The 20,980-nt window shown below is 45.9% G+C and carries 15 protein-coding genes and 1 tRNA gene; 15 read left to right on the forward strand and 1 reads right to left on the reverse strand.

Annotated elements, in window-relative coordinates:
• The first annotated feature begins 119 nt into the window (after positions 1-119).
• From ilvB to MKY95_RS09325, 4 genes are all read left to right on the forward strand, one after another.
• Entirely contained in the window at positions 120-1,871 is a 1,752-nt protein-coding gene (gene ilvB / locus MKY95_RS09310) for a biosynthetic-type acetolactate synthase large subunit (protein WP_036610160.1), read from the forward strand.
• On the forward strand, positions 1,868-2,350 hold the full coding sequence (gene ilvN, locus MKY95_RS09315) for an acetolactate synthase small subunit (protein WP_024628317.1): 483 nt from the start codon (positions 1,868-1,870) through the stop codon (positions 2,348-2,350). Before ilvB ends, ilvN begins: the two co-directional genes overlap by 4 nt.
• A 266-nt stretch (positions 2,351-2,616) precedes the next feature.
• A complete protein-coding gene (ilvC, locus tag MKY95_RS09320) occupies positions 2,617-3,609 on the forward strand; it encodes a ketol-acid reductoisomerase (protein WP_036669754.1) in 993 nt (330 codons plus the stop codon).
• Between the two features lie 139 nt (positions 3,610-3,748).
• Positions 3,749-5,290, forward strand: a complete 1,542-nt coding sequence (locus MKY95_RS09325) for a 2-isopropylmalate synthase (RefSeq protein WP_017689653.1) — start codon at positions 3,749-3,751, stop codon at positions 5,288-5,290.
• Between the two features lie 381 nt (positions 5,291-5,671).
• Here MKY95_RS09325 and MKY95_RS09330 read toward each other — a convergent pair whose 3' ends face one another.
• Positions 5,672-6,652, reverse strand: a complete 981-nt coding sequence (locus MKY95_RS09330; protein ID WP_036669756.1) for an aldo/keto reductase — start codon at positions 6,650-6,652, stop codon at positions 5,672-5,674.
• Positions 6,653-6,885: 233 nt separating this feature from the next.
• On the opposite strand from MKY95_RS09330, the gene leuB reads away from it, so the two are divergent.
• From leuB to abc-f, 11 genes are all read left to right on the forward strand, one after another.
• The gene (gene leuB, locus MKY95_RS09335; protein ID WP_036669759.1) at positions 6,886-7,971 is read left to right on the forward strand and encodes a 3-isopropylmalate dehydrogenase; all 1,086 of its coding nucleotides are present in this window, start codon (positions 6,886-6,888) and stop codon (positions 7,969-7,971) included.
• Between the two features lie 277 nt (positions 7,972-8,248).
• Positions 8,249-8,788 carry a peroxiredoxin gene (locus MKY95_RS09340; protein ID WP_036610146.1) on the forward strand — a complete coding sequence of 180 codons (540 nt, stop codon included), beginning with the start codon at positions 8,249-8,251 and terminating at the stop codon, positions 8,786-8,788.
• Positions 8,789-9,145: 357 nt separating this feature from the next.
• Complete coding sequence (locus MKY95_RS09345; protein WP_017689649.1) at positions 9,146-9,562, forward strand: hypothetical protein; 417 nt, start codon at positions 9,146-9,148, stop codon at positions 9,560-9,562.
• Between the two features lie 447 nt (positions 9,563-10,009).
• A complete protein-coding gene (locus MKY95_RS09350; RefSeq protein WP_036610143.1) occupies positions 10,010-11,116 on the forward strand; it encodes a PAS domain-containing sensor histidine kinase in 1,107 nt (368 codons plus the stop codon).
• A gap of 121 nt (positions 11,117-11,237) precedes the next feature.
• On the forward strand, positions 11,238-12,203 hold the full coding sequence (locus MKY95_RS09355; protein WP_339198373.1) for a MoxR family ATPase: 966 nt from the start codon (positions 11,238-11,240) through the stop codon (positions 12,201-12,203).
• Positions 12,204-12,207: 4 nt separating this feature from the next.
• Positions 12,208-13,323, forward strand: a complete 1,116-nt coding sequence (locus MKY95_RS09360) for a DUF58 domain-containing protein (RefSeq protein ID WP_339198376.1) — start codon at positions 12,208-12,210, stop codon at positions 13,321-13,323.
• Positions 13,320-14,633 carry a DUF4129 domain-containing protein gene (locus MKY95_RS09365; protein WP_339198379.1) on the forward strand — a complete coding sequence of 438 codons (1,314 nt, stop codon included), beginning with the start codon at positions 13,320-13,322 and terminating at the stop codon, positions 14,631-14,633. Before MKY95_RS09360 ends, MKY95_RS09365 begins: the two co-directional genes overlap by 4 nt.
• Before the next feature lie 83 nt (positions 14,634-14,716).
• Positions 14,717-15,673, forward strand: coding sequence for an aldolase catalytic domain-containing protein (locus MKY95_RS09370; protein ID WP_339198382.1), 957 nt, complete (start codon positions 14,717-14,719; stop codon positions 15,671-15,673).
• A 289-nt stretch (positions 15,674-15,962) separates the two neighbouring features.
• On the forward strand, positions 15,963-18,089 hold the full coding sequence (locus MKY95_RS09375; RefSeq protein WP_076318305.1) for an EAL domain-containing protein: 2,127 nt from the start codon (positions 15,963-15,965) through the stop codon (positions 18,087-18,089).
• Positions 18,090-18,249: 160 nt separating this feature from the next.
• A tRNA-Gly gene (locus MKY95_RS09380) sits at positions 18,250-18,320 on the forward strand.
• A 520-nt stretch (positions 18,321-18,840) separates the two neighbouring features.
• The gene (gene abc-f, locus MKY95_RS09385) at positions 18,841-20,733 is read left to right on the forward strand and encodes an ABC-F type ribosomal protection protein (RefSeq protein ID WP_339198384.1); all 1,893 of its coding nucleotides are present in this window, start codon (positions 18,841-18,843) and stop codon (positions 20,731-20,733) included.
• The last annotated feature ends 247 nt before the right edge of the window (positions 20,734-20,980 follow it).

The following is a 20,980-nucleotide window of genomic DNA, read 5'->3' on the forward strand; positions in this document are numbered from 1 at the left end:
GTACCACGGAAGCGATAACCTTTCGTCCCTCGCAAGCATGAACTGTTTGCAGGGGATGGAAGGTTTTTTTTGTAACTTTAAATGTCAGAATGGTGTAAATTCCGAGAGGAGGATGACTAATGGGAGCTCAAATTCCAGAAGTACGATCGACAGATGAATTACGTGAAAAATGGATGAAGCCGGAGGTCATTAGCGGTTCCGAGATTCTGCTGAGAAGTTTGTTGCTTGAAGGTGTGGATTGCGTATTTGGTTACCCGGGTGGCGCAGTGTTGTACATTTACGATGCAATGTATGGTTTCGAGGATTTCAAACACGTCTTAACCCGTCACGAACAAGGTGCAATTCATGCAGCTGACGGATATGCACGTGCAAGCGGCAAAGTTGGTGTTTGTATCGCTACCTCCGGGCCGGGAGCAACCAATCTGGTTACTGGAATAGCCACGGCATATATGGATTCTGTGCCGCTGGTTGTCATTACGGGAAATGTTAATTCCAGCCTGATCGGCTCGGATGCTTTCCAGGAAGCGGATATTACCGGGATTACAATGCCGATCACCAAACACAGCTATCTGGTAAAAGATGTTAAGGATTTGTCGAGTATCATTCATGAGGCATTCCATATTGCGAACACCGGCCGTAAAGGTCCTGTACTGATCGACATTCCGAAAGATGTCTCAGCCAACAAAACCTTGTTTGAACCAAGTACTGAACCTGTTACATTAAGAGGGTACAATCCACGGACAGTACCAAACAAACTGCAGGTTGACCGTTTGGCTCAGGCCATTCAGGAAGCAGAACGTCCAATGATTCTGGCCGGTGGCGGTGTGGTATACTCGGGAGGACATGAAGAACTGTTCGAGTTTGTTGAGAAGACAGGCATTCCGATTACGACAACCCTTCTGGGGCTTGGTGCATTCCCAAGTGGGCATGAATTATGGACAGGGATGCCAGGAATGCACGGAACATACACATCCAACCTGGCCATCCAACAGTCTGATCTGCTGATTAATATCGGCGCACGATTCGATGATCGGGTAACAGGTAAGCTGGACGGATTCGCTCCACATGCCAAAATCGTTCATATCGATATTGATCCGGCTGAGATTGGTAAAAACATTGCAACCGATATTCCAATCGTTGGTGATGTGAAGACCGTACTTGAAATAGCCAACAAAGAAGTTGGACGTGCAGAGCGTGCAGATGCATGGAGAGACCAGATCAAACAGTGGAAACAAGAGAAGCCATACAGCTATACGGATTCAGACGAAGTGCTGAAACCGCAGTGGGTTGTTGAAATGTTGAATGATACAACCAAAGGTGAAGCAATTGTGACTACGGATGTGGGACAACATCAGATGTGGGCGGCACAATATTACAAGTTTAATCAACCACGTTCATGGGTAACTTCGGGTGGTCTCGGAACGATGGGCTTTGGATTCCCTTCTGCAATTGGTGCTCAGATGGCCAATCCGGACAGACTCGTTATCTCCATTAACGGTGACGGCGGAATGCAGATGTGTTCCCAAGAACTCGCAATCTGTGCCATTAACAATATACCGGTAAAAATTGTGATCATTAACAATCAGGTACTTGGAATGGTTCGCCAATGGCAGGAACTCATCTATGAGAACCGTTACAGCCACATTGATCTGGCAGGAAGCCCCGATTTTGTAAAACTGGCTGAAGCATATGGCGTGAAAGGATTACGTGCAACGAATAAAGAAGAAGCAGCGCGTGCTTGGCAGGAAGCTTTGGATACACCAGGACCAGTCGTTGTAGAATTCGTAGTACGCAAGGATGAAAATGTGTATCCAATGGTTCCGCAGGGAGCAACAATTGATCAAATGCTGATGGGGGATGCTGACGAATGATTAGACATACGATTTCAATATTGGTAAACGATCAGCCAGGCGTCCTTCAGCGTGTATCAGGGTTGTTCGGTCGACGCGGATTTAACATTGAGAGTATTACCGTAGGTCAATCGGAAGAACCTGGACTCTCCCGGATGGTTATTGTCACCATTGGTGACGATAAAACGCTGGAGCAGATTGAGAAACAATTGTATAAAATCATCGATGTTATTAAAGTGGTTGATTTCAGCCTGAAACCGATGGTAGCCCGTGAACTCGCTTTGATTAAAGTGAAAGCAGAGCCTTCCGAGCGTCCTGAAATTCTGGGTGTGGTAGAAACATTCCGCGCATCCGTTGTAGATGTTGGTCCAGGCAGCTTGATTGTGCAAGTAGTCGGAGATACGGACAAAATTGATGCTATGATTGAATTGCTCAAGCCATATGGCATTCGCGAATTGTCCCGTACAGGCATAACTGCATTGGTACGCGGCAACGTATAAAGTTATAATGAATGAAGAGGGACGACGGTTAGCTAACATATACAGTTGATCTTATGTGAGTGTCAGTCCCTTAACAGTTATAATTTAACATTTTAGTGATGTAACGCTTGAAAATATAGCTACATTCCCGCATTAATGGGCGGGTGTCTGAACGGATCGGATCAGACCAGACCAGAGATGCTTTTGACACTCCAAGCGAGGCGGTCCCTTGAGACACCCGCTCATTAATGAAGGGTTCTTTACAATACAAAGGAGGACTTATAAACATGCCAGTAACTACTTATTATGAACAGGATGCAGAGCTTAACGTATTGAAAGGAAAAACGATCGCGGTAATCGGTTATGGTAGCCAGGGCCACGCCCAAGCTCAAAACCTTCGTGATAGTGGATTGAACGTAGTCATCGGACTTCGTGAAGGTAAATCCTTCGACACTGCAAAAAATGACGGATTTGAAGTTCTGTCCCCGGCTGAAGCAACAAGCCGCGCAGATGTAGTTCAAATCTTGCTGCCAGACGAAACTCAAGCTTCTGTATACAAAAACGAAATCGAACCAAACCTGAAAGAAGGCGCTGCATTGCTCTTCTCACACGGTTTCAACGTTCATTTCGGTCAAATCGTTGCTCCAAAAAACAGCGATGTATTGCTGGTAGCTCCTAAGTCCCCTGGTCACATGGTACGTCGTACTTATGTGGAAGGTTTTGGTGTACCGGGCCTGATCGCGATTGAGCAAGATGCAACGGGTAAAGCTAAAGAAATCGGTTTGGCTTATGCTAAAGGTATCGGTTGTACACGCGCAGGGGTTATCGAAACTTCCTTCCGTGAAGAAACAGAAACAGATCTGTTCGGTGAGCAAGCTGTTCTGTGTGGTGGTGTGAGTGCATTGGTAAAAGCTGGGTTCGAAACGTTGACAGAAGCGGGTTACGCTCCTGAAATGGCATACTTCGAATGTCTGCACGAACTGAAGCTGATCGTTGACATGATGTATGAAGGCGGACTTTCAAGCATGCGTGATTCCATCAGTAACACAGCTGAGTACGGTGACTATGTAACTGGACCTCGCGTTGTAACTGAAGATACGAAGAAAGCAATGAAAGAAGTCCTGACGGATATCCAACAAGGTAAATTCGCACGCGACTTCATTCTGGAAAACCAATCCGGACGTGCATTCTTGACAGCAACTCGTCGTAACGAAGCTGAACACCCAATCGAAGTGGTTGGCGGACAATTGCGTGAGATGATGCACTGGATCAAGAAGTAAGCATTAACTTCTAGAGCATGCACTTTAAGGTAATCAAGTAAACTTAGAGCTTTAACTGGGAATAGCGGCCGTGCTTATGCGTGAGCCGCTATTGCTGGTTCAGAGAAACATATAATAACAAGTACAGGAGGTGCGAAGCGTGCGTAAAATCTATGTATTTGACACAACGCTGCGTGATGGAGAGCAATCCCCGGGAGTCAATCTGAACACTCGTGAAAAGGTGGAAATTGCCCATCAGCTCGAGCGGCTTGGCATTGACCGGATGGAAGCGGGTTTCCCGGCGGCATCTCCAGGTGACCTGGCAGCTGTCAATGCAGTAGCAAATGCGGTCAAAAATGTGACTGTAATTGGCTTGTCCCGTTCCAGAGAGCAAGACATTGATGCAGTTAAGGAAGCACTTAAAGGTGCACAGGACCCGTGCATTCACGTTTTCCTGGCAACTTCACCTATTCACCGCCAACATAAATTGCGTATGGACAAAGCGCAGGTACTGGATACAGCTCGTTCCGCGATTCGTTATGCAAAGAAAACATTCTCGAAGATTGAATTCTCCCTTGAGGATGCAGGTCGTACCGAGTATGATTTCCTCGTGGAAATGGTGAATATGGCTGTTGAAGAAGGTGCAGCTGTCGTGAATATTCCGGATACGGTTGGTTACCTGAGCCCATATGAATACGGAAACATTTTCAAACATCTCAAGGAGAATGTACACGGTATTGAAAAGGTACAGCTGAGTGCCCACTGCCATAATGACTTGGGTATGGCGACGGCCAATACACTTGCAGCCATTCTCAACGGAGCCGATCAGATCGAAGGTACGATCAATGGCATTGGTGAACGTGCCGGAAACACGGCGATCGAGGAAATTGCTATGGCGCTGGAGACACGTCAGGAATTTTTCCAAGCGAAAACATCGCTGCAGTTGTCTGAGATTGCACGGACCAGTCGTTTGGTTAGCCGTTTGACAGGTATGGTTGTGCCTGGAAACAAAGCTATTGTTGGGGCAAATGCCTTTGCACATGAATCCGGCATTCACCAGGATGGCATGTTGAAGGAAAAAACAACGTACGAGATTATGACTCCAGAGTCCATCGGTCTGAAGGAAAGTAAACTTGTACTGGGTAAACATTCTGGTCGTCATGCCTTCCGTGAACGGTTGATTGATCTGGGATATGAGCTGGAAGAAGAAGCATTGAATCGGGCTTTCGCCCAGTTCAAAGATCTGGCTGATAAGAAAAAAGAAGTTACTGACGAAGATCTGCTTGCCGTAATTGAAGAGAAATTGCAGGATGCACCTGAGGTGTATAAACTGGAATCCATCTTCGTAACGTACGGAGACGAATCGGTACCAACGGCCAAAGTCCGCATTGCAACGCTTGACGGGGATACGCTTGAGAAGCAAGCAGAGGGTAACGGATCGGTAGATGCAATCTACAATGCGATTGACCAAGTGAGTGGGGAAGACGTAACGTTGTCTGACTATTCCATCAAATCGGTAACGCATGGTAAAGATGCATTGGGTGAAGTACATGTTGTGCTGACTCAGAATCAGGTTTCGGTACAAGGACGTGGCGTAAGCACAGATATATTGGGTGCAAGTGCACGCGCCTATGTAGACGGCCTGAATCAATTGATTGAGAAGCGCAAGACATATACGAACCGTGTAAACGTTAACCTGTAGGCTCCGATGTAAGAAGCACGCACCCTTCATTGAACTTAACTATAAGCCGAGATACATGTATGCTGCTAGAATGATCAATCTTTAATTTAATGGATATAGAAGATCGTTCGGCTTGCTTTGTTACGTTTAGTGAGGTACGTAAAGAGTCTGACTCTCCTGTGGAGGGTCAGACTCTTTTGCTTGTATTTGAGCATTTTGCATAAATCCTCTAAGCGTCTTCCAATCAGCAAGATATAGATCGAAATGATTCTGTTCGTCTATATCTTGTACCCGTGAGCGGTATGATTCGAATTATGCAGAATGCTGATTTATATAATTATGGCAGTGAAACACAATGCATATTATACGGTTATCATTACATTGACTTACGCTTTCAATCTATTACCATGCGTATGCATTAGGTGCATGTCCACCTGGGCCCGGAAAAATCTCATCCAGACGTTTGAGCACAGCTTCATCCAAAGTCACGTCCAGACATTTGAGTGCGGTCTCAAACTGCTCCAGCGTACGCGGTCCGATAATCGGGGCGGTCACCGCCGGATTGGCTGCAACCCATGCCAAAGCCACCGTATCCTGTGGTTCACCGAGATCACGACACAGTGCGGCAAAGTCTTCAAGCTGAGTTTGCTGCTGCTCGATCCGTCCAGCGATGCCCCCGCTGCGTGTTCCTTCCAGCTTTTGCAGAGCGTTACGTCCCAGTAACCCACCATCCAATGGACTCCATGGAATGACACCGAGGCCCAGTTCTTTGGCGGCAGGCAGCACTTCCAGTTCAGGTAAACGACAGTTGAGACTATATTTGTGTTGTTCGGAAACCAGGCCGAGGAAATGGCGATTCTTGGCTTCGCTTTGTGCAATTGCAATCTGCCATGCAGCAAAGTTGCTTGACCCTACATAACCGATTTTACCCTGATGAACGGCATTCTCGAACGAACCCCACAGCTCGTCCCACGATATGGCAGGGTCTACATGATGCATCTGGTATAGCTCGATATGATCGGTCTGTAAGCGGCGGAGGGAACCCTCCAGATGCCGTCTGATTTTGTAGGCGGAGAGGCCAGCTTCGTTGTTGGGGCCATCTGTATCATCATGCATGGAGCCATATACTTTGGTGGCCAGAACTACTTTTTCACGTCTGCCTCCGCCCTGGTTGAACCAGCGTCCGATAATTTCTTCGGTAAGGCCGGAATTTTCACCCCAACCGTAGATGTTAGCGGTATCAAAAAAGTTCACGCCTGCATCGAGTGCTGCGTCCATAATGCGGAAAGCTTCTTTTTCATCTGTAGCAGGCCCGAAATTCATGGTACCGAGACAGATTCGGCTGACCTTGAGGCCTGATTTACCCAAATACGAATATTGCATGTTGCTTATCCCTCCTACGTACCTGATTTGAATTCAGCTATATTTTAACCCAGCCGGGAGGTCAGAACAACTTGGAAAGGCCAATCTCTATTGGCTTATAGGTAAAATCTATTAAAGTCATAGATTGTATATCTTGGTCAAATGACCTTGGAATATGATACAAAAGAGAGAGTTAATATGAGACGTTACTTTATGAATAATTAATGAATGAAATATAAGGAGTGGACAACCCAATGGCAGACGTGAAAAAAATTGCAGTTATTGCTGGTGATGGAATCGGCCCTGAAGTGGTAGCTGAGGCTGAGAAAGTTCTTAAACGTACGGAGGAAGTATTCGGTTATCGTTTTGAGACAGAGCATGCGTTGTTTGGCGGAATCGCGATTGATGAGAAGGGTACGCCTCTTCCTGAAGAAACACTGACTGTATGTAAAAGTGCAGATGCAGTCCTGCTTGGTGCGGTTGGTGGTCCAAAATGGGATAACAACAGCAAGGAGCTTCGCCCGGAAACAGGCCTGCTGGGTATTCGCAAAGCACTTGGATTGTTCTCCAACCTGCGTCCGGCTGTTGTATTTGATTGCTTGAAGGATGCTTCAACTCTGAAGCCTGAAGTACTGGAAGGTACAGATCTGATGGTGGTACGTGAGTTGACAGGTGGGATCTACTTCGGTGAGAAATTCAGACGTGAAAGTGCACAGGGCGAAGAGGCAGTAGATACGTGTGCATATAATGTAACAGAAGTGGAGCGGATCGTTCGTCAGGCATTCGAAATTGCGCAAGGACGTCGCAAAAAGCTGGCTTCTGTAGACAAAGCCAACGTATTGGAAACTTCCCGTCTCTGGCGTGAAGTCGTGAACCGGGTAGCACCGGATTATCCGGATGTTGAACTGGAGCATGTACTGGTAGACAACTGCGCGATGCAATTGCTGCGTCGTCCGTCCAGCTTCGATGTCATCGTAACGGAAAACATGTTCGGAGATATCTTGAGTGATGAAGCAGCGATGTTGACAGGTTCCATCGGTATGCTCGCATCTGCATCACTGGGAGAGGGCAGCTTCGGACTCTATGAACCGGTACACGGTTCCGCACCGGATATCGCAGGTCAAGGCCTCGCTAATCCGATTGCAACCATTCTCTCTTTGGCGTTGATGTTCCGTACAACCTTTGGTTATACAGAAGGTGCGGATGCCATTGAAGCAGCTGTGTCGGATGTATTGAATGCAGGACACCGCACGAGTGATATTGCTGTAGACAAGAGCACAGCGATCAGCACGACCGAAATGGGCGATTTGATCGTGGCGGCTATTCAGAAACAGGCGTAATTATATTACCAACTACAGGCAGCCCTTTGTTTCCAGTTATGGAATGTACAGAGGGCTGTTCCTTTATCATTTTTGCCACGAAAAATCCTTATTTATAATGATTATAAAAAAATAATGTTTATAATCTTGACTTTGGGAAGTCCGGATGATAACATTTTACTTGTACTTGTTATCAAGTATCAAATCATTTTAATTACAGGAAAAGCGTACGCGTTTTTCTTGATGATGAGCAATCCGCAAGGATGCTTACATAATCCCAAAGGAGGAATTTTTAGTTATGGCAGAACGTTTGGTAGGTAGACCAGCACCGGATTTCGCAATGGAAACAGTATCGGGAGACGGACAAGACTTCGGTTCCGTTAAACTGTCCGATTATCGTGGCAAATGGCTTGTATTCTTCTTTTATCCTTTGGACTTCACATTTGTGTGCCCAACTGAAATTACAGCTTTGAGCGTTGCTTCCGAGCAATTTAAAGCTTTGGATACAGAAATTCTTGGCGTGAGCGTAGACTCCGTACACAGCCACAAAGCATGGATCAATACACCTGTAGACAGCAATGGTCTGGGTCAATTGAACTTCCCGCTGGCTTCCGATATCACGAAGCAAGTGGCTAAAGATTACGGCGTTCTGATCGAAGAAGAAGGCGTAGCATTGCGCGGTCTGTTCATCATCGATCCAGAAGGCGAACTGAAATATCAAGTGGTTAACCACAACGATGTAGGCCGTAGTGTTGAAGAAACACTTCGCGTACTGCAAGCACTGCAATCCGGCGGATTGTGTGCAATGAACTGGAAACCAGGCGACACTAACCTGTAAGCCAGATTAACTTGAACGGTTTTTGTTCAAGCCCTCATCCCGTTAGGGATTGAGGGCTTTTTGCACCCTTTTGCCGGAAGTTATCACGAAGTTAATCAAAAGTGTTTGAACAAGCAGCTAAGCGTGTTAATAATATATTAGAAGAAAGTCTTCTTTTTATCTGTTGAAAGAGGAATTGATGGCCTTCAAGGCGAATAGGGTATGGAAACCCGGTAAATATTCCGGTGCTCTGCATTTATAATCTGTACATGAATGTGATACACTGATGGAACTATTCCTTTTCGGAAGTGCTGTAAGTGTACGGGATGGCATTTTAACAAAAAAAGTCCCGGCACGTAATAAGGAGGGTGAACAAAAATGAGTTACTGTTGTGGGGCAAGTATGGTTGGAACGAAGGGCACGCTGAAGCATTACCGCACCCAGGTTCATAATGTTCCCCTGCTGTTTTGCCCGGTGTGTCACCGGGTTGAGGTGCATTATAAAGTGGAAAACGAATACGAAATCCTGGCTGAATATGCGCATGGAGACGGTGCATCCGAGATCGACTTTCAAGATTATGTTACAGAAGATGAGGATGCGATTTTTGAAAACTGTGTAAACCGTGAGAGCGAGGATGCCATGGTCATTGTGCAGCGCCAGATTGATATGGCTCTGGATTTGCTCAGGCTCGCCAAGGAAACCAAAGACGAGAAGTGGGAAAGCGAACTTAAACGTCGATTAGCTGTGATGAGTCAGCGCAGACTGAAAATTCAGCATAATAAGACCGGACTATAGATGCTCTCGGATATATCACCAATTAAAGATATTAAAAACGAAGCTGATTTGCCTACTGGGTGAAACGGCTTCGTTTTTGTGCTGTGTTCTGGAACTAATTCGAGGTTTTTTTTAAAATAATTTCCATTCGACACTTTCTCCGATTGACTCTCTTCTATAAACTTGTCTATGATAAAAACAGACTTGCAAAAGAGGCGGAGCAAAAAATGTTCGTGTTTGGGAATAGGAGAAGGTCAGAATGGGACAAACGTATATGATTTTCCGGATCGACTGTTGGTTACCGGGAATAGACCAGCTTGAGTTCCGGCCATGCCATCCATATTTTCGGCTCAGCCCCCCAACGAAAGGGCACCGGTAATGAAAAATAAAATCGGCCCTTCCTGTTTCTGTGATGATATGATGTCCGAATGGCAAGTTTATCATTTACGTGAAAAGGAGGAACCTGACATGATTAGTGAATTTCAGGATACAGTGCCTCAACCAACGGATGGTTTCCCGCCTGTGCATCTGGATAACAACAAGTACGAGAATGTACTGGAACATCTGGATAGCGGTATTATGTTGTTTGACAGTCACGGTGTATTGACGTTTATTAACGTTCAGATGGCAAAATTGTTGGAACTTCCAAGAAGTCTGTTGAGCGGCTGCACCCTGATGCAAATGCTGCATCATCCGCAGATGAGCCGATTCAAGAAAAAGAAAATTTTACGTATCTATCGGGAAACTATTTTTCACCGTAAGCGCTATCATGAATTGATTGATGAATACGGAAGGCATTGGCTGGTTACTGTGACGTACGGTGATCAGATGGATGGCGACTTCTTGTTCAGCGTCAAAGATGTATCTGATTATAAACAAATTGAACAGACCGCTTATCAAAATGACAAACTTGCGATGCTGGGGCGAATTTCAGCATCTATTGCTCATGAAATTCGTAATCCGTTGACTGCAATCCGTGGGTTCATTCAACTGCTCAGGCCCCATTTGCTGCAGCTCGGCAAAGACGAGTACGCTCGAATCATACTGACGGAGATTGATCGGGCGAATGACATCATCTACGAATTTTTGAATTCTTCCAAACCGTCAGCTCCACAGAAGACCGTGATATCCGTCGACTCTTTGCTCAAAGAGGTGGTCTTGCTGACCGAAAGCGAAGGGTTGATGAAGGGATGCGAGATCGTACTGGATGAAGGGGATGCCCCGCTGAATGTGTCCATTGATGTCAAACAGATTAAGCAGGTTATTTTGAATATGGTGAAAAACGCAATGGATGCCATTGAGGAAGTTGGCGAAGAACATACGGGTCTAATTCGAATATCTACCGCCACGGAAAACAAGTTCGTGCAGATCTCCATCGCGGATAACGGTCATGGGATGGACCATAACACGCTTGTACGTCTGTTTGATCCATTCTTCACGACCAAGGAGAGCGGAACGGGGCTTGGACTTTCGGTGAGTTACCGAATCATCAAGAACCATGGAGGCACCATCTCTGTGGATAGCAAAAAGGGCGAAGGCACGCGGTTTATAATTATGTTACCCTTGGTATATTGAGAAAAGCGGGGAGTCGAGGAGTTGGCCATTTGCCAACTCCTTTGTTTTATGTTGCCAATAACGGTTATAGTTAGTAATGAATGCGAATACATAAGCTCCATAACGGAAGGATGAGATGCAGATGGAAATCCAGGGAATGGAACGAATGAATCAACAATTGATGGATCATGTGGGAAAAGTGATTGTGGGAAAAGAGCATACGATAGAGCTGGTGATGACAGCGATCATAGCGTCAGGACATGTGCTGCTGGAGGATGTACCGGGTACCGGAAAAACGATGCTTGCCAAATCGGTAGCCTCTTCATTGGACTGCACATTCCAACGCATCCAGTTTACACCGGACTTGCTGCCCTCTGACTTAACAGGGATTCATTTTTTTAATCAAAAAGAAGGGGATTTTGAATTCCGACCCGGCCCCTTGTTTGCCAATCTTGTACTAGCCGATGAGATTAACCGTGCTACACCGCGTACACAATCAAGCTTGCTGGAGTGTATGGAAGAGCGCCAGATCAGTATCGATGGTTCAACGAGACAGCTGGAACGGCCATTCATCGTTATCGCCACCCAGAATCCTGTAGATAACCAGGGAACTTTTCCACTACCTGAAGCGCAGATGGATCGTTTTATGATGAAAATTCGCATGGGTTATCCAAGCAGTGAAGAGAGTGTAGAAATTTTGAGACGTACGGTAGCCAGTCGTTCTGTTGATGATCTCTCGGCAGTGATCAGTCGTGAAGAACTTTTGAAGGCGCAGGATACGTATAAAACAGTGCAAATCAACGAAGATTTGCTACGATATATCATTCAGTTAACCGAAGCAACAAGGCAACATCCCGAGCTCTCGCTTGGCGTAAGTCCACGAGGGGCTCAGGCATTACTCAAGGCAAGTCAGGCCTGGGCTGCACTGCATGGCAGAGACTTTGTTTTGCCTGATGATATTAAAGTACTGGCGGAACCTGTGCTGGCCCACCGACTGGTATTCCGTAACCGGATCAGACAACAAGAGGGCTTGGCGGAGCGTATCATCCAGGAACTTCTGAATCAGATAGAAGTGCCTACGGAGAATCTCGCTACAAGCGGGCGTTAATCTTATGGCATTATTATGGCTTGTCCTTGTTGGAGGCATTGTCGTTGTTATACATGGTGTGTGGTTTGGACGACCTGCACTGCGAAAGCTCAGGTACAGCAGACAATTCAGCAAGCTGCGTTGTTACGCTGGAGATGAACTTGAGATGGTGGAGACGATATCGAATGAGAAACGAGTCTCCGTACCGTGGCTCAGACTTGAATCGATGATGCCAGTGTCGTTTGTATTTCGTTCCGGCTCAGGTATGGATATTAGTCAAGGCGAAATCTATCAGAACCATAAGAGTATTTTTACGTTAAAACCGTTTACTCGTATTACGCGCAAGCATCCTTTTACATGTACTCAGCGTGGAGTTTATCCATTAAATACAGCAACGATGACAGGTGGGGATCTCTTTGGCGTGTGGCGTTCCACCAAACCGATTCCTTTGCAAATGTCTATGATTGTGTATCCCTCATTAGTGAATGCAGAGGATCTTCCTGCAATTTATCAGGTATGGCAGGGAGAAGTGGAAGTATCACGATGGATCGTTGAAGATCCTTTCTTGATTCTGGGTGTTCGGCCTTATGGTGCAGGCGACCCCATGAATCGTATTCACTGGAAAGCGAGTGCACGTACAGGTGAATTACAGGTCTACAAGCAGGGATGGACGGCTGATCCGCAATCCTGGATAGTAGTCAACATTCAGGAATCTGCAGATATGTGGAGTGTTGTTACTCGACCGGAAAAGATTGAGCGGGCACTTCGTTACGCTGCCACGGCTGCAGTGGATGCCATCGGTAGAGGGTTGCCAGCAGGTTTCGCCCATAATGGTTATCATGTGGGTGGAGGCCGCGATACACTTCGGATTGAACCGGATTATGGCACGCCCCATCTGGAACGGTTACTGGAAGCTATGGCTGAGACAGAGTTGAAATGCATGGTGCCCATGGAGCAATTCCTGAATGATGAAGTACGTCTGAATGAAGAAGCACAGCAAATCCGCAGCTATCTGCTGATTACATCCTATGTATCTACCGCTATGGAGCACGAGATTGCACGTCTGCACGAACAAGGACATCGTGTAACGATTCTCCCGGTAGAGGACGTGAAGGGTAATACGAAGGCGGTGAGTGCATGAGGAACAGACCGGTAGCGACGACCACAGGACTCATAACAATGCTTGCCGTCTTGATGGCTGGCATATACCTTTTTCCGATATTTACGCTTGCTTCATTCTACGCAATGGAACATTTGCCGTACACATTATTCATCCTGGTTGTTCTTGTAGGTTGGTTGGGACAGTTCATTCAGCATAAAATTCCAGGTTTTAGCGAGAAAAGTACACTCATTCGAGGACTAGCGGCACTCGTCATAGGACTTCTCTTCGCACTCGTTGTTGGGATGAGCCTTATTCTCCCGTTGCCGGATATCATCACATTGGTACTGTGTGGAGTCATATCGGCTTATACAGGTCTGACCTTCCAGCCAGTCTTTCATTCAGTGTTGTTATGGCGCTTGCAGATTATGGGTGTAATTAGTGCAATCGTGCTTATGATTGCTTCGAATTCGTTGGAATTCATGCAGCCGATACAAACCTATACCCTATGGATCTATATTGCGGGAGTGATCAGTTTTGCCTTTTGGCTGGTTGGACGATATATGCTACAACTGGATCAGGCAATACTCAATGACGGCAAGAGAAGATTGGTATTAAGAGATTTTGCACGTGCGAATCATCAGCGGTTCATGTGGATGTTTATTGTTATCGTAGCGATTGGTGCTTTCCCAAGTCTGGCTGCCTGGCTGGGACCGCTACGTGATCGCTTGCTCGCATGGATCAGGGGATGGTTTGGTCCGATTTCCGGCGAGGAGCCACGATTACCAATGGACAACCCCAATCAGCAGTTAAATATACCGAATGACTGGAGAGAGCCGCCATCCGAGCCCTCAGTCTTCTGGAACATCCTCGGATGGGTAGTGATGTGTGCTGTAGCAGGAGCAATTCTGTGGCTGCTTCTGAGGTTGGGACAAAAAACGATAAACAGACTTATGGACCGATTCAAGGGGATGTTACAACCAGGTGAAAAGAAGGCAGAACCACGGACGGAGTATATCGATGTCAGTGAGACGCTTGATGCGCCAGCAAAAGTCCGAAAGAATTGGTTTCGCAAGAAAGAGGCGCCCCCTGCACAGGATGCCGAACGTGTTCGGTATTACTATCGGACTTGGATTGAAAGAGCAGCTCATCGAGGCGTGGAAATACAGGGGACGCATACTCCGCTGGAGGCTGCACAGACCATTATTCAGAATGGTGTGAAGGTAGAAGAAGATGAGCTGTCTGCGAGACTGCCAGATACGTATAATGCCGTCCGTTATGGAGAGAAAGTTCCCGATCGTTCCGATATGGTTGAGATTGACCGAATCTGGAGATCTTATCGAAGTAAATAAGTCCGGAATCCCTTTACTTTTCTTGTCACGTTCAAGTATCATGAGAGGAATACACAAGTTGGTCAGAAAAGGAGCAGACATTAATGAAGACAAATCATTGCAAAATTGTAGATTGTACGATCCGTGATGGCGGATTGGTGAATAATTGGGACTTTAGCGTGGACTTTGTTCAACAGCTATATGCTGGATTGAATGAAGCCGGCGTTGATTATATGGAAATTGGATATAAGAACTCTCCGAAGTTGCTTAAAGGTGCCGAGGAAGCAGGACCATGGCGTTTCCTGAACGATGATTTCCTGCGTAAAGTTATTCCTCAAAAAGGCAATACCAAACTGTCTGCGCTGGTTGACGTAGGTCGTGTGGACGAAAATGATATCTTGCCTCGCAGTGAGAGCATGCTGGATCTGATCCGGGTTGCCTGCTACAGCAAAGATGTGGACAAGGCACTTGCACTGGTTCAAACATTCCATGATCGTGGATATGAAACTACACTTAATATTATGGCACTCTCCAATGTTATGGAGAATGAATTGCTGGAAGCTTTTGAATTGATTAAAGAAAGCACTGTGGATGTTGTTTACATTGTAGACTCCTACGGTAGCTTGGACCATAATGATGTGAAATATCTGGTAGAGAAGTTCAAGACTCACTTGCCTAACAAACGTCTTGGTGTTCACACACATAATAATATGCAACTTGCGTTTTCTAACACATTGGTTGCGGCAGAACTTGGCGTTGAACTGCTTGATGCTTCTGTGTATGGTATGGGACGTGCGGCAGGAAACTGTCCAACCGAATTGCTCGTAGCTCATCTGAAAGGAACAAAATACAATCTGCGTCCAGTACTTGGTGTGTTGGAACAGTTGATGGTTCCACTCAGAGAAAAAGAAGAATGGGGTTACATTCTGCCTTACATGATTACAGGCGCGTTGGACGAGCATCCACGTTCAGCAATGGCGATTCGCTCATCGGAAGACAAGGATAAGGTTGTTGATTTCTATGATAAATTAACAACACCAGAAGTGAATTTTGATAAGTAATATAGTCTGAAATACAGTTGTAAAATAGGAAAACATGGACTCTAACTGGAGATCCATGTTTTTTTAGTTCTTAATGCCTTGTTTTTCTCTATATTTGTGAATAAATATTCCTAGGAGTAACTATTTTTTAGTTCACGTATACAAAATTAAATGTTATTATGTACCAGATAGCATGTGTATGCATGTGAATTGAACGTTGGTTAATATGTTTTTTGTCGAATCGTGTAGTAAGTTTTTAAGTTTGGTTAATGTAATTCAGGATAGGTGATCCCGGGAAGGAAAACACGGCATGAAGGTTAATCTGCAAGATCAGAGAAAAATAATTTGGGTCGCTGTGGGCGGCTTATTATGTTTCCTCGCAAGTCAATGGTTTCGTTCTTCTTCAAGCTCTGATCTGATCATATCGGGTTACCCGGTTTTGACACTCTTGGGTGGATTTGCTGCGGTAGCGGCTTGTATCGGCATCTATAATCAAAGCTGGTTGTTTCGGACACAGAAGCTAACGCTTCGGAGGACATTATTGACAACACTCTTTTTATTGATTGGTCTGTTTGAACTGGTTCATATCGTTTCATTTGCAGAAGAGATTCCAAATGGAGCCATGATGGAATCGGAGTTCTCCTTAATGATGTCAACCATGGGATCTTTGGTATGTTCCGTAGGTTTACTGCTCGTGTATACCTTAAATGAGAAAGAATTTGCATTACCACGCAAATTCTTACTTTTAAGTGGGACATTGGGTACCTTTGTTATTTTGTATATACTGGCTATTCAGGAATGGAGCATGTTGCCGAGTATGCTTGATGGGGAAGTGCTTGGTGGTATCTTCACTCGAGTTCATCTTATGGTTGGATTGCTCTATGGCATTATTGCAGTTCTTTTGTTTGTACAATGGAAAAAAACCAAAGACGGTGATTTACCAACCATTCTATGTGGCATTCTGTGTTTCTTTTTTGGTGAATGTTATTTTGTTTCAGCAACTGGGGTGAACGATCTCAATCTGTTATTAGGATTGCTGAGTAATTGTATGGCATATTTTTTCATTCAAAAAGGGCTGTATACGTCCGTAGTGGACACACCTTTCCTGCAACAGCAGGTCGCGGAAGCCAAGATGAACTATATTGCTCATCATGATGATGTAACGGGACTTCCAAACCGTCGTCGGCTTTCACAGCAGTTGAAAAAGATGATGGATGATGCCGTGGTGCAGGAACAGCTTGTTGGTGTATTGGTCCTGAATATTAATCGGTTCAAGACCATTAATGATTCGCTCGGACAGCAAGCAGCTAACCGTGTTTTGCGTCAGGTAGGTCAACGACTGAAACAATTGTCACTTCCAGGAGAAGAAGTCTTTGGACTGGGAAGAGATGAGTTTGCATTAACGATGACAGATTTCAGTTCAACCGATACAGCATTGCGTCGGACAAGATCCATTTTGCAACTTTTTGAGAAGCCCGTCTTGGTTGATGGCAATGAGTATCATCTGACACTTGGAATTGGGATGGCCATTTTCCCACATGATGGGGAGTCACCACTGGAGATTATTCAGAATGCCGATACGGCTTTGCACAGTGCTAAGGAACAAGGAATGGAACTGAATCGTTTTGCCCATGCGATGCAGATGAAGGCACAGGAGCGTTTGCAGCTTGAGAATGATCTGCGCAAGGCGTTGGATCGAGGTCAGTTCTACCTGGTCTACCAGCCGCAGGTTAATCTGCAAAGTGGGCTAATCGTTGGCATGGAAGCCTTGGTGCGTTGGCAGCATCCGCAGCGAGGCTCGGTATCTCCGGCGGACTTTATTCCTCTGGCAGAAGAGAGTGGGCTCATTGTGCCACTTGGTGAATGGGTGCTTCGTGAAGCGTGTGCACAGAACAAACAGTGGCAGGAAGCCGGTTATCGTAAACTGTGTGTTTCGGTGAATCTGTCGATGAGACAATTCAGGCATTCCCATTTGTTGGACAATATCAATGGCATTCTCAAAGAGACGGGACTAGAGCCTGTATGGCTTGAACTGGAGATTACAGAGAGCATGACATTTGATAAAGACCGGTCATTCGAACAGTTGCGCAAAATCAAAGAAATTGGTGTGCATATCAGTATCGATGATTTTGGAACGGGATACAGCTCGTTGCACTATCTGAAGGATCTGCCAATTGATCGGCTCAAGATTGACCGTTCATTCGTGAATGAAGTCATGGAGGACAGCAATAACGCCGCGATTGTATCTACCATCACTTCAATGGCGCATCATTTACAACTGAAAGTCACAGCTGAGGGCGTGGAGAACGAAGATCAGATGGTCTTTCTTCGCAATCAACACTGTCACGAGGCTCAGGGTTATTTCTTTAGCAAACCGATTAAAGCCGCTGAATTTGAAAAGCAGTTTTTGAGAGATGTGGATAAGCCTACAGGATAGGGAACAGCGGGGGCGCGAGGGTGCTCCTGCTTTTTTTTGATGGATGCGTAATGAAAAAAATGGAAAATATGACTTGCATGCTATAGAGGATCATGGTATATTATTATTTGTAAAATCACTGTTGAATTCCTAAGGAACTTAACAATAAATCTTCAATCATGCGGGTGTAGTTCAATGGTAGAACTTTAGCCTTCCAAGCTAATAGCGTGGGTTCGATTCCCATCACCCGCTTAATGAAGCAGTACCGGAGCCCTTGCGATGCAGGGGCTTTTTTCTATTACCTTAAAAGAAATCTCGTGGTAACAGCGATCAGAAGATTGTTCTGTCTTCGGAGTGGCGAGTAAGTAAGTATTCTTTAGTTTAATGTATATACCCTTTGCTTTTTTACAATGATCTGGTACAATAACGGAGAAATTGATACTACACATGAATGAGAGGTAACCATACGTCCCATGAAGTAAAACACATGAATTGAACCCCAGTTAACTGCAGACGGTTTTATGACGCAGTCAGCCAGAGCGGCTGAGCAATGAGGGGATTCGTGTGTCCAAATTCAGCTATGGGAAAAGGTATGGAGCAAGTAAGCCATTGAGGTTTACGTGTACCCTGTATTTTGGGTTTCTTTGTTCATGCCGTAGCTTACCTTAGATCTGTCTTTGAATACTTGATCCAACCCTGAATTGCCAAACCGCCGGCTGATGCCAGCGGTTTTTTTTGTTCAGCAAAAAGGATGCAGGAAGGATGAGGCCTCATGATGACATTGGTACGCTTACATGAAGTATCAAAAGAGTGGAACGGTATTGAATTGTTTACAGGATTGAATTTGGAGATTAATGAGGGCGAACGACTCGCCATTTTGGGTCGCAATGGATGCGGCAAGACAACGTTGTTACGCATCATTTTGGGTGAGGAGCATGGTGGTGGACGGATTGAACGTCATATCCCTCAGCAGGAATGGGGGTTCATGCGCCAGCGCTCGGAGATTGAGACCGGGATGAATGTACTGGATGCGGTCCGCCGTGAGAGCGGTCAGATCTATGAAGTGAAACGGAACTTGGAAGAACTGGAACAACGGTTGAGCATGAGCACTGAAGCGGATGAAGAGCTGCTTGCAGCTTATACACAAGTGATGGAGCAATATGAACAGTTGAACGGTTATATGTGGGAGACTGAGGTAGAGAAAGTACTGACTCGCCTTGGATTATCCGCAGAGCATTGGAATAGACTCTATCATTCCTTGAGTGGTGGACAAAAAACAAAGGCTCGTTTGGCGGGGCTACTTGTCAGCAAACCCAAATTCCTGATCCTGGATGAACCGACAAATCATCTGGATGAGGGAAGCATGCGCTGGCTGGAAGAGTGGTTATCCTCATATGAAGGTACGCTGTTATTTGTATCACACGATCGTACGTTTATTGATCAGGTAGCAACAGGAGTCATTGAGTTCAGTCCAGATGCCCTGACCAAATACAAGGGAGGTTACTCCGACTACAAGATCCACAAAGAGCGTGAATTACGCGAACAGGAAACGATCTACCGCAGGCAGGAATTGGAACGTAAGGCGTTGGAAGAAACGATTCGAAATTATCAGGAATGGTTCCATAAAGCGCATAATTCGGCGACTGATGTGGAGGTGAAGATCACCCAGAGTTTCTACAAAGCCAAAGCCAACAAAAATATTTCACGTTACCATGCGAAACAAAAACAGCTGGAACGTTTAGAGCGGGAACGGGTGGATAAACCTCGTGAAGCTGCAAAGTTGAACATGGAATTACAGATGAATCCACTGGCTGCACGCCAGCTGCTTGCGCTGGAAGAGGTGAGTTTTTCATATACGGGCGACAAACCATTGCTGCGCGATCTTCGGATTGCTGTGGAACGTGGAGATCGGCTTGCTGTACGAGGTCCTAATGGAACGGGCAAGACAACACTGCTGAAGTTGATGATTGGTGAACTGGAACCTTCGCAAGGCAAGGTCACCCGGCATCCACAGCTGAAAATCGGTTACTTTTCACAGGAGCTGGAAGGGCTCCCCGAGAATCAGACGCTGCTGGACAGCTTGCTTACTCTTCCATCCATGACACAAAGTGCGGCACGTACCATTCTGGGATGTTTCCTATTTTCCAGAGATGATGTATTCAAGCGCATTGGGGATTTGAGCATGGGGGAAAAGTGCAGAGTGGCATTTCTGAGACTGTACTTTGGCGGAGCCAATCTGCTGGTGCTGGACGAACCAACGAACTATCTGGACATCGATACCCAGGAAGTCATGGAAAATGTATTAAAACAGGCTTCAGGTGCTTTGGTGCTTGTATCCCATGACCGGATGCTGACGAAGTCACTCGCGAATCGGTTATGCGATCTGGAGGCTGGCGGCACAGCAACTCTGTTTGAAGGAGGTGTGTCGGATTGGGAGCAGTCCACCAAACTTCGGGAGGTGGCGCTGGAGACCCGGGAATCCGATGACGAGCGGTTACGATTGGAGATGCGCCTATCGGAGTTGCTGTCTCCTGTGAGCACTGTTGGAAAAGACAGTCTGACACAGCCCGAGCATTCGAATGAGCGAGCAGTCGAGGCAGCTGAGATTCGCGAAATCCAGCAGCGCCTGAAACAATTGAAAGATAAGGGTGCAAGCATAAATTAGAATATGGACGGCTTGCTATTTCGATCTATTTTGCATATAATTATGAACGATCATCGATGATTACATCGATATGGGTAAACTAAGCAAACGTGATGATGGAGATAAGTAAGCAGTGCCTCTGGACAGGGAGGAAGCGCCGTAGATTGAGAGCGTTTCTGTAGAACAAGGCTGCCGAAATTCACTCCGAAGCGGTTCCCTGAACCTGTTTGTGTGCAGACACAGAGGCAACAGTAGGGGCAAACGGTTA

This window comes from Paenibacillus sp. FSL P4-0176 (assembly GCF_037975265.1).
Lineage (GTDB): Bacteria > Bacillota > Bacilli > Paenibacillales > Paenibacillaceae > Paenibacillus > Paenibacillus amylolyticus.

Excerpts from the sequence above, each read along its gene's own strand:
- MKY95_RS09355 (WP_339198373.1), top strand. The coding sequence starts at position 11,238 with ATGGAAATCCAGGGAATGGAACGAATGAATCAACAATTGATGGATCAT.
- MKY95_RS09370 (WP_339198382.1), top strand. The coding sequence starts at position 14,717 with ATGAAGACAAATCATTGCAAAATTGTAGATTGTACGATCCGTGATGGC.
- leuB (WP_036669759.1), top strand. The coding sequence starts at position 6,886 with ATGGCAGACGTGAAAAAAATTGCAGTTATTGCTGGTGATGGAATCGGC.
- MKY95_RS09365 (WP_339198379.1), top strand. The coding sequence starts at position 13,320 with ATGAGGAACAGACCGGTAGCGACGACCACAGGACTCATAACAATGCTT.
- ilvN (WP_024628317.1), top strand. The coding sequence starts at position 1,868 with ATGATTAGACATACGATTTCAATATTGGTAAACGATCAGCCAGGCGTC.
- ilvC (WP_036669754.1), top strand. The coding sequence starts at position 2,617 with ATGCCAGTAACTACTTATTATGAACAGGATGCAGAGCTTAACGTATTG.
- abc-f (WP_339198384.1), top strand. The coding sequence starts at position 18,841 with ATGATGACATTGGTACGCTTACATGAAGTATCAAAAGAGTGGAACGGT.
- ilvB (WP_036610160.1), top strand. The coding sequence starts at position 120 with ATGGGAGCTCAAATTCCAGAAGTACGATCGACAGATGAATTACGTGAA.
- MKY95_RS09345 (WP_017689649.1), top strand. The coding sequence starts at position 9,146 with ATGAGTTACTGTTGTGGGGCAAGTATGGTTGGAACGAAGGGCACGCTG.
- MKY95_RS09360 (WP_339198376.1), top strand. The coding sequence starts at position 12,208 with ATGGCATTATTATGGCTTGTCCTTGTTGGAGGCATTGTCGTTGTTATA.
- MKY95_RS09340 (WP_036610146.1), top strand. The coding sequence starts at position 8,249 with ATGGCAGAACGTTTGGTAGGTAGACCAGCACCGGATTTCGCAATGGAA.
- MKY95_RS09350 (WP_036610143.1), top strand. The coding sequence starts at position 10,010 with ATGATTAGTGAATTTCAGGATACAGTGCCTCAACCAACGGATGGTTTC.
- MKY95_RS09330 (WP_036669756.1), bottom strand. The coding sequence starts at position 6,652 with ATGCAATATTCGTATTTGGGTAAATCAGGCCTCAAGGTCAGCCGAATC.
- MKY95_RS09375 (WP_076318305.1), top strand. The coding sequence starts at position 15,963 with ATGAAGGTTAATCTGCAAGATCAGAGAAAAATAATTTGGGTCGCTGTG.